Raw genomic sequence first — 12,943 nt, 5'->3', positions numbered from 1 at the left:
AAAATCCTAATTATTTCTGTTTGTGTTGGTTGTTTTTTTTTTAAAAACACCCCCCCACCCGTGGGGGGGCTTCACGCCCCCCCCCCGCCTCGCCGTTGTGTCCGTCCGGGTCCTGCCCCTGCAGGCCGCGCGCCAGGGCAGGGCATGACTCGTCCGCGTGCAGCGTGGCCGGACGGCGGCCCACCGCGCCGGCAGCCTGGAAGTGGTCCGCTGCACCCACGTCGAGCACATCGATTTCGACCAGTGACGCAGACAACTCCAGCTCGTTCCGCTGTGTTTGAACGCCGCGGCACGAAAATGTCACATAGCCAGGCCTGATGTCGCCGTACTCGGGTTGGTGCGTCACTTGCATGCTGTGGCCCAGTTGAGGCATCAGGAGACTGTCGGTGGCTGATGGCAGGATCACCGGCATGGCTTTCGTACGTACTACTCCGCCACGGCCCATGGATGTGACCGCGGTCTTTCCCGAACTGGCACCGTTGGCCCGTCCTGCAATCCGCCTGCATCCCCGCCCGGGATCGCCTTCGATCAGGGACAGCTCGGTCGGAGGGCCGTTGCTGTGGCCGGCCGGTGAACCGTGGCCGCACTGCGAAGACTCGCACCTGCACCGTGACAGTGGCTTCCGCCAGTCGCTGCCGGAAGTGCGGCTCAGCAGGCGCAGGCTGGCCCGGCTGCACAAGGACCCCCATGGTCCCGCGCTCACGACCGAGGAAGAGGTGACCAAGGAACGGAACGCCGAAGCGCGCAGAAGGCGATTGGACGCCGACCCGCCGTCGCCTGCAGAGTGCCCGGTCCCCCTGCTGCCCGTGGCCCAGCTGTACCTACGGGACGTGCCCCTTTTGCAGCTGCCCGGGCAGGCCGATCTGCTCCAGGTCCTTTGGTGCCCCTACGACCACGACCCTGATAGCAAGCCAGCGACGGCGCTGTTCTGGCGCTCTGCTGACGATGTCGTCGACATCCTCGCCACGCCGCCGGAGCCGTTTGAGGCGGACTGGGAAGGCTATGTTCCGGAGCCCTGTCTGCTGGCTCCGGAAGCCATCACCGAGTACCCCTGCAGTCTCGATCTGAGCCCGGAAATACGGTTGGCGGTGGGGGATTGGACTCGATGGCAGGCGGCCGTCCCCGGCATAGATGGGTCGTACGAGGAGTGTCCGGAGGAGTTTTACGACGGCCACGTGGCTGACGCTCCCGGCTGGAAGGTCGGCGGCTGGCCGCCCTGGGGCCGCACCGACCCTTACCCCCGGCACTGCAGTGCGTGCGCGGTGTTGATGGTCCCGCTGCTGACCATCGCCTCCTTCGAATGGGACGGTGGTGAGCGACGCAGTTGGGCGCCGCACGAAGACCAGGCGGCCGCTTATGCGGGCAGTCATCGTGCCGGCCAGGACCCCTCCCAGCCGACGAAGGTGGAGGTCGGCAGCACCGACAACATGCAGCTCTACGTCTGCCCGACATCCCCGGAACACCCGCACACCGACCTGATCCAATGAGACTGCAGGGCTGTCAGTACCTTCCTGGGAGAGCTCGTAGCACGAACATGTTCGGTGGTGACATCGCCCCGGACTGCGGGCGCGGTGCCGTTGGCATGCTTGAGACCCTGGCGTGCGGTGAGCTCGTGCGCGCCCGTCTCCTTGCACGGTCCCACTGCGGGTGACCGTCCACGACGAGCGGCCGCGGTGCGAAGCTCCGCCGACAGCCGGCCGTACTCGGCCGCCTCGTCCGCCGTCCATCCGTTAGTCGCCTGCCGCGCGGGGCGCTGCCGCCCCCGCTCCTTCTCCTCTTCTCACCCGGGGATGTGCCTCGCGGGACCATGGAAGGCGAACCTGGAGGGCGTGGAGCTGGGCGTACAGAGCTGCCATGTGGCGCTGGGCGTGGAGGAGATCGCGGGGGAGTCGTGCGGATCGAACGCGGCGGGGGTTCGTAGAGCGGAGCGTAGATCTAGCGACTGACAACGCCCCGGCCAGCGCCGCGAGGGTGCGGCGCCGTGGCCGGGCCGAACTTCAGCTTCACCAGCCACGGCACCCCAATGGTGATCAGTAGCCATCCGGTGGCGCATGCGGTACTGAGCATTGGCCGCCAGGCCAGTTGCCGTATCAGTCGACGATGCGTGCCCTGGGGCCGCAAACATCGAGGCGTAGCCCGTCCCCGGCCGTACGCGGACTTCAACGCCGACGCGGGTCGCTGAGCAGAGGGGCGGTCGTCCGGTGAGGAGGAAGGCAGGTGGGGCCCGGGGGCGAAAACTGTTATGCCCGGACCGCCCGCTCGTCTCCTGCTGCGACAACCGCCCACCAGAGCAGCCACACCTGCTCTTGTCCGAGGATGTATCGCATGCGACATGACGGGTCCGACAGGACCGACACGTTTCCGGACCGCCGCACGGTCGAGGCAGCCCGCGGCGGGGACGCCGGGGCCGTCGAACGGCTCGCAGCAGGTGCCCTGCCGCTGGTCTACAACGTGGTCGGGCGGGCGGCGGAAACCGACCTCGACGTCGACGACATCGTGCAGGACACCATGGTCGCGGTGATCCGCGCGCTGCCGGACCTGCGGGACGCGGCGAAGTTCCGCTCGTGGCTCGTGGCCATCGCGGTTCGCCAGCTCACCGACGCCCGGCGCCGGGCGCGGTCCGGCAGGCTGACGACGCTGAAGCACGCCGACGAACGGCACTCGCCGGAAGCCGACTTCGCGACCCTCTTCCTGTTGCGGCAGTCGCTCTCCGCCGAGCAGCGGCAGGTCGCCGCGGCCACCGCGTGGCTTGACCCGTCGCACCGGGACCTGCTGTCGCTATGGTGGCTGGAGGCGTGCGGACGGCTGTCCCGTAAAGACATCGCAGCGGCTATGAGCCTTCCGGCGGCCCATCTGGCGGTCCAGGTCCAGCGGATGAAGACCCAGCTGGACGTGGCACGGACGGTCGTTCGGGCGCTGTCTCGCACCCCGCGCTGCGCGGAGCTGACCGAGCTCGCCAGCCCGGGCGACCCGATCCCCAGCCCCCTGCTGCGCAAGCGGATCGCCCGGCACCTCCGCTCCTGTGAGCCGTGCGGGCAGCCCGCCGGCCGACTGGTCCCGCCCGAGCGGCTGCTCGCGGGCCTGCCCTTGCTTGTACCGGGCCGCACGGGAGATCTCGCAGCGGCGGGGGCGACGGGGTGGACCGGGCCGGCGCTCGGCGAGGCGGGGAGTCCGGCGCTCCGCGGGCACGGTCGTTCCACGACCGGCCGCCCGCGTGGCGACCACGGTATGCTCGGCGGACTCTCCGCCAAGGCGACGGGCGCGACCGTCGCCGCCGGGGTGGCCGCGCTCGTGGTGACGGGCCTCGTCATGGGCCCGATGGCTGCGGAGAACTCCGCCAGCGCGCGGAGTACGGCCTCCCAGGCAAGTCCGTCGACGATGACGGGGACGCTTGCCTCCGCCGCCCCCGCGGAGAGCCGCACCCCCGCACCACCCACCCCGTCCCCCGTAGTCGCGCGCGCCTTCCGCACGTCCGTGCCCGCGAGGATCCTCGCCCCCACCTACTTCGTGAGCTCCAGCGGCAGCGATTCCAACCCCGGCACATCGGCCGGATCGCCGTTCCGCACCCTTCAGAAAGCCGCGGACCTGACTGCCCCTGGCGACATCGTCGCCGTCATGAACGGCACCTACACAGAGCCCCGTAAGGGCTCCAACGTGCTGACCATCAAACGCTCGGGGCGTCCGGCAGCTCCCATCACTTTCACGGCGTATCCCGGCCACCGGCCGGTCCTTAACCCGAAGACAGCCTGGAACGGCATCAGCGTCTACGGCGCGTCCCACATCGTCATCAAGAACCTTGAGGTCAAGGGCAACAACGCCGCCCTGTCCCTGGCCGACGCCGAACGCTCGTCGAGCAAGACCGACCCCACATACGACACCAACTGCATATCCGTGGAGAGGAACCGGGAGTCCGGCACGTTTTCCCACCACGTCGACATCACCGGCAACCTGGTGCACGGCTGCGCGGGCGGCGGGATCTCCGCGATCGAGGCCGACCACGTCAACATTATTGGCAACCACGTCCACTCCAACGCTTGGTTCACTGTCTACGGCACCAGCGGCATCTCCATCCTCACCCCCCGCGACACCGGCGGCGGCGACCCCCGGACGTACAGGATCCGCATCACCGGCAACCGAGTCCACAACAACGAGACCAGGGTCAAGTGGGAAGGCTGCCGCTGCTATTCCGACGGCAACGGCATCATCGTCGACACGACGAAGGGCGACCCCGAGCGTGAGAGGCCGGCCTACAACGGACGCGTACTGGTCGCTAACAACATCAGTTACGACAACGGCGGTTCAGGTATCCACGCCTACAAGAGTCAGCACGTGGACATCGTCCACAACACGGCCTACCTCAACGGCCGCAGCACCCGCATCAAAACGCCCTACGCCAACATCTTCGCCCACGACAGCACCGACGTACGGCTCCTTAACAACATCTCATACGGCCGCCCGGGCCAGGCCACCAACAGCAAGTCCCGGAACTTGAACGTCACGTACGACTACAACGTCTACTTCGGCGGCAAGGCACCCGCGACCAAGGGGCCGCACGACATCATCGCCGACCCGAAGTTCACCGCCCCCGGCAAGAGCCCGAACGCGGACTTCCGGCTCACGAAGGGCTCACCCGCCATCGGCTCCGCCATCCCGCTCCCGGCTATGATCGCCGACTTCACCGGGGCGACCCGCAAGGGCGGCGCACCGGACCGTGGCGCCTACACCTTCAAAGCCACCGTGGCCGCCGGGGGTAGTGGTGACTCGTGGGCGCCGGGGCGGGAGGGCCCGGACGCGGGTGCCGGCGAACGGTCCGGTGACACGGACGCGGGCACCTCGGCTGGCGGGGGTGCGGCCGGCGGCAAGGGCGCGACACCCGGCGCGGCCGGTGACGACGGCTCCGGCCTCACAGCCCACGGGAACGAACCGCTGGCGCAGACTGGCGGGTCCGACCTGGTGCTGCCGCTGGGCATCGCCGCGGCTGTCCTGGTCTCCGGGGCCGGACTGCTCGTGCTCGCCCGGCGCAGGCGTTCCTGACACGGCTGGGCCGTCCCCGGGGCTACCGGGGGCGGTCCGGACCTGATCGTGGCGACGGAGGTGAAGTCGGTGCGGACCTGGGTGGGGTCGGCGCCCTTGAGTGAACCGGTCGCCTTCGATATCGGCCCCACGTCTGTCCGCCGCCAGCGGGTGCTGGCGGCCGGTGCGTAACCAGCGCAGTGTCTGGCGCGTTGTGCAGGACCCGCGAAGTGGGCGGGAGCCCTGGACCATCCCTCGTGGTCCGGGGCTTCTGTACGTCGGGGCGGGTACCACCGGGTGTTCCCGGGACTAGGCAAAGCCCCGAACGAGACGCGACGAAGCGTTCAGGGCTTGGCCCGGCTACTCCGAAGTGGGAGGGCTTTGGAGTTACAGCGTTCAGTCTGTGGCCGTCCTGCTGTGTGATCGGTGACCATGGGACGCGTGTCGCACGCATTGCGCAAATACCTGTCCCATGGGCCGTGCCCGTGCGGGCGATCTTCGGTGTGATGCCGCGGGCACGGAGGAGGCGCCGGTACTCGCTCTTGCACAGCACGTGAACGATGCCTCGCAACGCAGCCCGGTCACCCGCCGGCAACCGCCCCGGATACCGCTGCCGCCGAGGCGAACGAACAGGCAACAACGACGCCACACGTTCCCACAGGTCAGGCACAAGATCAGCAGAGACCCAACAGATGCTGCCGACCCAATACCCAACTGCCAGACCACACAACGAATGTCATTCCGGCACGATCAGTTAGTGCCGCTCGCACACCGGATCGTCGACCGCGGTGACGGTGTAGGGAGGCGTGCCCGGCGGATCGTCGAGCTGGCTGTTCACGACGTACAGTCTGCAGTGATGCCGAGCCAGCGTGGTCGGCAGGTCGAAACCCTCGCCGGTGAGGCGGTGCGTCACCGTCCCGCCGCGCAAGTCGTCATCCAGCTTTGCGACGTACACCCCGTGCGGGGCACCGTAGTTGAGGACGGCGTACAGGGTGCGGCCGTGCAGCACCATGCCGTCTGCGCCGAACGACTGGTCACCCAGGTCGAGTTGAGTGATCTCGCGTGTCGCGGTCTCCACCCGCCACACCGCCTCGGTGCCGTTGGACGCCACCAGTAGCGTCTCCCCGCTCCGGTCGGCGACGATGCCGTTGAGTAGCCAGTACTGCGACGGGAAGCCGGGGATGGCTGGGCGCAGGTCCAGCCAAGGCAGTAGCGGCCCGATCCGCCCGCCGCGGATTTCGGCCCGGTGAACGACGGGGTTGGCCCAGTCCGTGACGTACACCGCGTCCCGCGTAACCACCAGGTCGTTGAGGTCGGGCGCGCCCAGAGGTCCGGCCTCTGCGGTGCGTGTGGCCAGCAGGTGGCCGCGCCGGTCGTGCACCGTCAGTTCTCCGCCGCCGACGGAGAACACCCGGCCGCGCCGGTCGGTGTGGACCCCCAGCGTGCTGGGCCGGTCGCCGGTGCCCTCGGCCGCGAACGGCCGCAGTTGCGGTGAGCGTACGTTACCGCGGAAGAGCGCCCCAGTTCCGTCGGACGAGACGTACATCGTGCCGTCGTCGTGGATCGCGATGCCCTCCGGCAGGACGCCTGGTTCCGCCGAAACGACGTACGTGCGGGGAAGGTCGCGGGCGGCGGTGGGTGCCGCCGCGCCGGTTAGCGCCAGCAGGGTCGCGACGCCGAGGCACGACAGCCAGACGGATCTCCGCATGGGGACCTCCGTGAGTGGATTCCTTACGTCCGCTCTGGCGGAACGCCCCGCGAGCGTCCTCCGGCCAACACCCCGACCGCATCGCCTTTCGGGTCTGGCCGAATGCCTCCGCGGCGGTGGAGAATCGACCGTCATGATGCGTCTGCACTTCCTCCCCGCAGACCTGAGGCGAATCACGCTCGCGCCGGGCCCCGACCCGCTGACCGAGACGGTGCTCGCCGCCCGCCGCCGGTACGCCCCCCTGCACGGGGGTCGCCGGTCGCAGACAGACGGCGGGGCCACGCCCCCGGGAATGCTCCAGGGGCTGCTCGGCGCGCGGGACTACCTGCCCGATTTCCTCTTCCAGCCGGAGGCCGCCGACCTACCCACGGCACTCGACATCGTCCGCCGCACCCCCGGTGCTCGCCTCGCTGCTGAAGTCGCCCCGCTGCCAGCCACACCCCGGACCGCCCGCCAGCACGGTGAACTGGCGGCCGGCGCCCCCGCGGCACGAAGCGCTCTCCTGGGAGATCTGCGGCACCACCACACCGCGGTACTCCCGCTGTGGCCGCGCATCCGGGCTGCGGTGGCCGCCGACCGGGCGCTGCGTGCCGAGACGCTGATGCGCGGTGGCGTCGACGCGCTCCTGGCCACGCTCAGCACTCACTGGCGGTGGCTTCCGCCGACACTGCACATCCCGTGGGCGGGTACATACGACGTACCGCTGTGCGGGCGGGGCCTGCTGCTGATGCCCTCCTGCGCCGCAGACACCCCGACGCTGATGTACCGGCCAGAGGATCCATCCGTACTGGTGTATCCGGTCCGCCTGACAGACCCCCAAGCTCACGGCGCTGACGTCCTCGGGCCGCTGCTGGGCAAAACCCGGGCGGCCGTGCTGGCTGCGCTGCGCGTGCCAGCCACCACCAAAGCCGTTGCCGAACACGTCGGCATTTCCCCGGCCTCGGCCAGCGAGCACGCCACGGTGCTGCGCAACGCCGGACTGGTGACGACTACCCGCACTGGTACCTCGGTGCTGCATGCACTGAAACCGCTGGGGGAGGATCTGCTGCGCGGCGAGGCTCTGTGACCCCATGGCCCCGCTCGGACCCGCTCGTCTCGCGACCCGCGCACCGTGTCTTTAGCCGCGAAGTCCGGTCTCTGAAGGCCTCGTTGTAGCCGGCCCGACGCCAAGGACTTCTGAAGCTGTGTTCCCGGGACGGATGACCGCGTCTCAAACTCGTACGGATCACCGCCGCGCTGCTGTTGACCGGTTGGTTCGTGCCCGCCTTCGCGCTGCATCGCAAGCTCGCTGTGCACTCCTGCTCGAGCCCGAGCGGCCGCAGGCGTGGGTGCTGCCGCTCAGGCGGGGGAGGTGGCAGCGTCCACTCGGTCAGCATCTCACCGTGGCGGCGATTTCCACCCGCCCAACCGCAGGACACGTCGGCTCCACACGACGACCAGCGGAACCGACCGCGGGGCGATCGCTCAGCCTCGTCGCCCGCTCTGCTCGCCGCCTCCCCTGTTGCCGATCGTCGTGCATCCGCCGTCGGCGGGTGACGGTCGGCGGTCGGCGGTACACCGGCATGGGCGGTCGCGCGGGCATACCCGAGGCGGACGTGCCCGACCGTTTCGGCGCCGGCTCTCACGGGCCGGGGCAGCTCGGTCCACACCGAGCCCGGCTTGCGTACGGCGGGGTTCGGCACGCTGAGGTGCCGGATTCCCTCGGTCTCTGCGACCATTTGCCCATGGTCGACACCGGGAATCGTTCGGCGCTGCGCACCCTGGTCGGCGAGTTCGTCGCACGTCTTAGCGGCCAGACGCACGCTACGCTGAACGTGGCTTTCGAACAACTGGGCATGCCACCGGTCCCTGAAGATGCTGGGACCAAGCGCGAGCGAGTTGACCTGAGTTTCCGTCAGGTACCCGAGTCCGAGCTGCCACAGATTACTCGACGCATCTTGGAACAGCGCGACATCTACGTGAACCCGACCATCCGCCATCAGCTCGAAGACCTGCTGTGGGCAGAGGACACACCACCCGAGATACCCAAGAAGGCCCGCCGTGAGCTGGCGCGCGCCCTCGACCTCTCGGAGCTGGCCCAGCACCACGACCGCTTCCTGCACTTGCTTGATCGCTTCTGGATCACCGAGGAGCAGAACCTCTCCTTCGATCAGCTGCTGAACGGGATGCGGCCGGTGACACTGACAGACCTGATCAAGCGGCACGTCTTCCGCAACCCCGGAGACTGGTCAACGGAAGACCTTTTCGAGAACCTCAGCATGTTCGAGGCTGGGGACGCCAGATTCGCCCGCTTCCTGGAGGGCCTCGTATCGGCGGACGTCCTCCTTGATGAGAACCTCCGGAAGATGACCGTCAGCACGATCAACGGTCATCTCCGCGCCGCCGGAATCGAGTTGAGACAGACCGGCAGTGATGGCGGCTATCCCCTGTTCACCTTGGTATCGACGCGGCTGCACAGCAACCGGCGGCCGAAGAACATCATCTTTGCCTCCTTGCGCAAACCGGATATCCGCTTCCGATCCTCGGTAGACAACGACATCGAGATCGTCGGAGGGAACCCGGACGACACCCTCGTATACGACCGGGAGATCCCCACCGCGGGCCTACGCTGGGGCGATCTGCATGCCTGGTGGCAGGACACTCGCAAGATCAGCAGTGAGACCGACCCTAGGTCGGATCTCTACCAACGCCTCCTCAAGAGCCTGCCGGCTAACTCGCCCGGCCAGAGGAACCTCTTCATGGCCTACCACGCGGCCCCCTCTGCGGATGATCCCGCTCTCCTGCCCGAAGTGTGGCTGCACTGGGACCACAAGACCGTCCAAGACCGCGGCCCTCAGGCGTTGCTGCGCTCCCGCATGGATTTCCTCCTGCTGCTACCTCATGGACAGCGCGTCGTCCTGGAGGTCGACGGATCACAGCACTACACGCGCGACTGCGGCCGCACTCCGGACACTGCCAAATACGCGGAGATGGTCGCTGCCGACCGGGACCTCAAGCTCAGGGAGTACGAGGTGTTCCGCTTCGGCCACGACGAGCTCAAGAGCCTTGCTCACGCTCAAGCCCTGCTGGGGCAGTTCCTCCCGGATATGTTCCGCCGCTTCAGGGTGATCAGCAGCAGCTGACACCTCGGTGGGATCCTGGGCGGTGGCCGCCATCCGGCCTATGTTGCAGGCGCTGTCCTTTGTCAGTGGCTTGGCTGCTGGCGCAGGAAGCGCCGCTCGTTGTACCGGCGCAGCAGTTGCCACCGCTTCGTGGCGTACGAGAGGTCCTCGCGGCAGACGTCGAGGAAAGCGCCCTGGGCTGTGACCACCGCCGCACCCTGCTGCTGGAAGCGAGCGCTGTCCTTTTCGTTCATCTCCAGGTCGCTGGTTGCGGAGACCAGATCCTCCGCTGCGGCGATGACCGGCAGAGTGCCGCACAGCCGTACGCCGTGCAGTGCGCTGATGAGTTCGCCGCTCACCTCCCACGCCTGGGGCAGCTGGCTCAGCAACAGCTTGTGCGCTGCCCGTCCCGCCTCCCGCTGAAGGTGGGAGAACTGGAACGCGTAGTTGAACGAGCGCGTCGAGGCGTCGAGCAGTCGCCGGTACGCCTCCGCCCGGTCTTCCTTGCTGCCCAGCCGAGGAACGCCCGCGGGCCGGTAGCGCCCGATCAGTGCAGCGGTGACGCTGCCGGTGGCCTTGATGCTGGCAGCGGCGACACCCGACGTCGTGAAGGTCATGCCCGGTTCTACCATCCGACTGAGCCGCGTTAGCCCCGATCAAGAGATGAGAACTGCGGGGCAACCCTTGAGGGGACGTGCGGGTCTCACAGGCGCACTGGCACGACCGTGGAGGTACGCATGACCCAGCCGCCATCATCCGAGTTGGCCGAGGCGGAGACGTGCAGCAGTCCGTCGTTCACGTCCCCCGTCCCGTGGTTGACCGCGGACATGGATGAGGAGGAGGCGGCGCTCACCATGGGGCTCGGCCTCCTCGTGCGCGCGGCGGCTGCCGTTGAGTACATGCTCCATGCCTTCTTGGTGCACCTGGATGAGGAGGCGCGTGCCTACGCGTACAACGCTGGCGATACCGGCAACCAACTCGCCGGTGGGTGCATCCGATCGCTTGAAGGAGGGAAGGGCAGCACCATTCCTGATAGGCCTCGTGCGGCCATCATCAGTGAGCTCAAGCTGTGCAAAGAGCGGTTCGGGGATCGGAATCGCTTCGTGCACGGATACCTGATTCACGACGACGAGTCTCAGCAGTGGCTGACCCTCAAAGGCAGCCGTCAGAAGGGCGCGCGAGCTCCGGAGATCGAGTTCACCAGCAGTACAGAGCTCTGGGAGCTGACCGTCGAGTTCCATCGACTCCGGCACGAACTGTTGGGCTGGGACACCACGTACTTCGGGGAGCCGGGTGACCCCTCCAAGGGGGAGCCCGAGTACGTATCCGTCAAGAGGTAGCTCCCGCCGATACCACGCGCTTCATCATCGGCCACAGATGCGCGGCTATCGCCGCGGGCCTTTCAAGGATTCAGCACCTGTGTGGTGGCCTCGGCTGGCTTCGGTTCGGCCGGGGTGGGCCCAGCGCAGGCCGTCCTGCGGCCATCGGTAGAAGCGAGTCCGCACCTGAAGCGACTGGTCGACGTCGACCACTACCTGGTAGACGATCCGGCCGTCGCGGTACTCGTGCCGGGCCTGTACCCAGGCGTAAGCCCAGTGTCTGTCGGTCCGCACGAGCATGCCGGGGGCGTGCCCGGAGGGCCAGGTCCACACGGTGGGCGGCTGACCGTGCTCGGGGCGCCAGGCCGGTGCCTGCTCCGGCTCGTCGACATTGCGCATCGGTCAGCGGACGCGGCAGTCCCGCCAGCGCGGGCCACAGCGAGTTCTGGGTGGGTTCAGGGATCGTGGAGTCCTCGGCCCGCCAGGACTCCAGGGTCTTGCCGGTGGGGAAGTTCGCTGAGTGGCGACGCAGGCGCCGGGTGGCCGCATCACGGCCGGTGACCTCCTCGGCTATCAGCAGCCGCAGGACCTCGGCGGGATCCCAGCGTTGCGCGCGAGCGGTAGCCAGCACATCCGGGGCGGCTTTGCGCATATAGGGCAGGCGCATCCGGCGCATCAGCCTGTCCAACTTCTCGGGCAGGGCCGGAGCCTGGGGAAACGTCACGGTCGTATATTCCTTCGCTGGTCGACGTAGCCGCCGATAGGCTCGGCGGGTGATCAATATGGCGGTGCGTGGTGACAGCGGAGACTTCGTGGCCCGCACCAAGGCCGGTGTGGTGTGGACCGCTGACTTCGCGGACCTGGACCCGGCGGACTTCCCGATGCTCTTCGCCCTGACCCCGTATGGGGATGCGGTGTTCAACCAGCGGCAAATGCCGCTGCTGCTGGCGGAACTTGACCGGCTCCCGGCTGCATGTGGTGGTGAATGGGTCGCTCAGGCCCGCGAGTTGTGCCAGGTCGTCGAGCGCGGGCTGCACCTGTATCTGTGGTTCATCGGAGACTGACCCCGCTCGGCTGGGTGACGCGGATGACGGTGCCGTGCTTGCGCATGTGCGCCAGATCGGCCTCGAATAGACTCAGCGCATTTAGCACCGCGTACTTCTTCAACTGCGTGCCTGCGGGGTTCGCCTTACGGTAGGCCTTCATCTGCTCGGCCCACATCGCCTCGTACGTCTTGCGCACCATCACCTTCTGCGGCATCTGCGGATCGACGTTCGGCTCCGACGTCAGCGACAGAGACGGCGAAGCGGACAGCTTGTACGAGGAGGCGAATGTGCTCCTTAGGACATCTGGGATGCCCCCGTGGCCCAGCAAGGGGAATTTCCCTCCAGCCTCCCACGTGGAGACGAAGTATGCAGTTTGGATGAAGAAGAATGGCGTTCAGCATGCCAAGGTCGTTATCAACAATAACGAGGGCGTATGTAATTCGTTCATGAATTGCCGGAAGGCCGTGGAAGCCATCCTGCCTGTTGGTTCGACGATGAAGGTATACTATCCGGGCGACGGCAGCCCACGTATCATTGTAGGAATGAGGACGAAGCCGTGATCATGGCTGTTCATTTCCGAGGCAAGCTTCGCTTCCTGAAGGATTCGCAGGATGTGGCTCCCCCGAAGTCCTCTCCGCTCTGCGGGTGCTGGTGGAGACCCGACCACAGGGACGCAAGGTGGTCGCGGCAGCTCGCGCGCTGACCGCCCGCCTGGACCCGCTGCTGGCCGACGCTGCCCCTGCCGCCGGCCGTATG

The 12,943-nt window shown here is 67.7% G+C and carries 10 protein-coding genes and 1 pseudogene; 7 read left to right on the top strand and 4 right to left on the bottom strand.

All coding sequences use genetic code 11. From position 1 onward, the window contains the following. Positions 1-410: 410 nt before the first annotated feature. Entirely contained in the window at positions 411-1,487 is a 1,077-nt protein-coding gene (locus ACFWU3_RS34130) for a hypothetical protein (RefSeq protein WP_384445181.1), read from the top strand. Positions 1,488-2,325: 838 nt separating this feature from the next. After that, a complete protein-coding gene (locus tag ACFWU3_RS34125) occupies positions 2,326-5,034 on the top strand; it encodes a sigma-70 family RNA polymerase sigma factor (protein WP_384445154.1) in 2,709 nt (902 codons plus the stop codon). 526 nt (positions 5,035-5,560) lie between these two features. Here ACFWU3_RS34125 and ACFWU3_RS34120 read toward each other — a convergent pair. Then, positions 5,561-5,707: pseudogene (locus ACFWU3_RS34120) on the bottom strand (IS5/IS1182 family transposase); the annotation flags it as partial. A gap of 60 nt (positions 5,708-5,767) precedes the next feature. Beyond that, the gene (locus ACFWU3_RS34115; protein ID WP_384445152.1) at positions 5,768-6,721 is read right to left on the bottom strand and encodes a hypothetical protein; all 954 of its coding nucleotides are present in this window, start codon (positions 6,719-6,721) and stop codon (positions 5,768-5,770) included. A gap of 292 nt (positions 6,722-7,013) precedes the next feature. On the opposite strand from ACFWU3_RS34115, the gene ACFWU3_RS34110 reads away from it, so the two are divergent. After that, positions 7,014-7,787: an ArsR/SmtB family transcription factor gene (locus ACFWU3_RS34110; protein WP_384445151.1), complete on the top strand. Its 774-nt coding sequence runs from the start codon at positions 7,014-7,016 to the stop codon at positions 7,785-7,787. Between the two features lie 658 nt (positions 7,788-8,445). After that, positions 8,446-9,843 carry a hypothetical protein gene (locus ACFWU3_RS34105; protein WP_384445149.1) on the top strand — a complete coding sequence of 466 codons (1,398 nt, stop codon included), beginning with the start codon at positions 8,446-8,448 and terminating at the stop codon, positions 9,841-9,843. A 62-nt stretch (positions 9,844-9,905) separates the two neighbouring features. Here ACFWU3_RS34105 and ACFWU3_RS34100 read toward each other — a convergent pair whose 3' ends face one another. Beyond that, entirely contained in the window at positions 9,906-10,439 is a 534-nt protein-coding gene (locus ACFWU3_RS34100; RefSeq protein ID WP_384445147.1) for a hypothetical protein, read from the bottom strand. 120 nt (positions 10,440-10,559) lie between these two features. Here ACFWU3_RS34100 and ACFWU3_RS34095 point away from each other — a divergent pair, with 120 nt between their 5' ends. Both ACFWU3_RS34095 and ACFWU3_RS34090 read left to right on the top strand, forming a co-directional pair. Beyond that, positions 10,560-11,162 (top strand): hypothetical protein, encoded by a 603-nt coding sequence (locus tag ACFWU3_RS34095; RefSeq protein WP_384445145.1) that lies wholly within the window; start codon positions 10,560-10,562, stop codon positions 11,160-11,162. A 761-nt stretch (positions 11,163-11,923) separates the two neighbouring features. Continuing rightward, positions 11,924-12,205, top strand: coding sequence for a hypothetical protein (locus tag ACFWU3_RS34090; protein ID WP_384445179.1), 282 nt, complete (start codon positions 11,924-11,926; stop codon positions 12,203-12,205). On the opposite strand, the gene ACFWU3_RS34085 is transcribed toward ACFWU3_RS34090, so the two are convergent. Next, entirely contained in the window at positions 12,192-12,515 is a 324-nt protein-coding gene (locus tag ACFWU3_RS34085) for a hypothetical protein (protein ID WP_384445183.1), read from the bottom strand. The two genes, ACFWU3_RS34090 and ACFWU3_RS34085, sit on opposite strands and share 14 nt — an antisense overlap. Between ACFWU3_RS34085 and ACFWU3_RS34080 the strand changes: the two genes are divergently transcribed. Further along, on the top strand, positions 12,496-12,747 hold the full coding sequence (locus ACFWU3_RS34080; RefSeq protein WP_384445177.1) for a DddA-like double-stranded DNA deaminase toxin: 252 nt from the start codon (positions 12,496-12,498) through the stop codon (positions 12,745-12,747). The two genes, ACFWU3_RS34085 and ACFWU3_RS34080, sit on opposite strands and share 20 nt — an antisense overlap. Positions 12,748-12,943 lie beyond the last annotated feature (196 nt).

Source organism: Streptomyces sp. NPDC058685 (assembly GCF_042714725.1).
Classification (GTDB): Bacteria; Actinomycetota; Actinomycetes; order Streptomycetales; family Streptomycetaceae; genus Streptomyces.
Note: the sequence above shows the minus strand (reverse complement) of the source record. Positions and strands in the feature narration are given on the sequence as shown.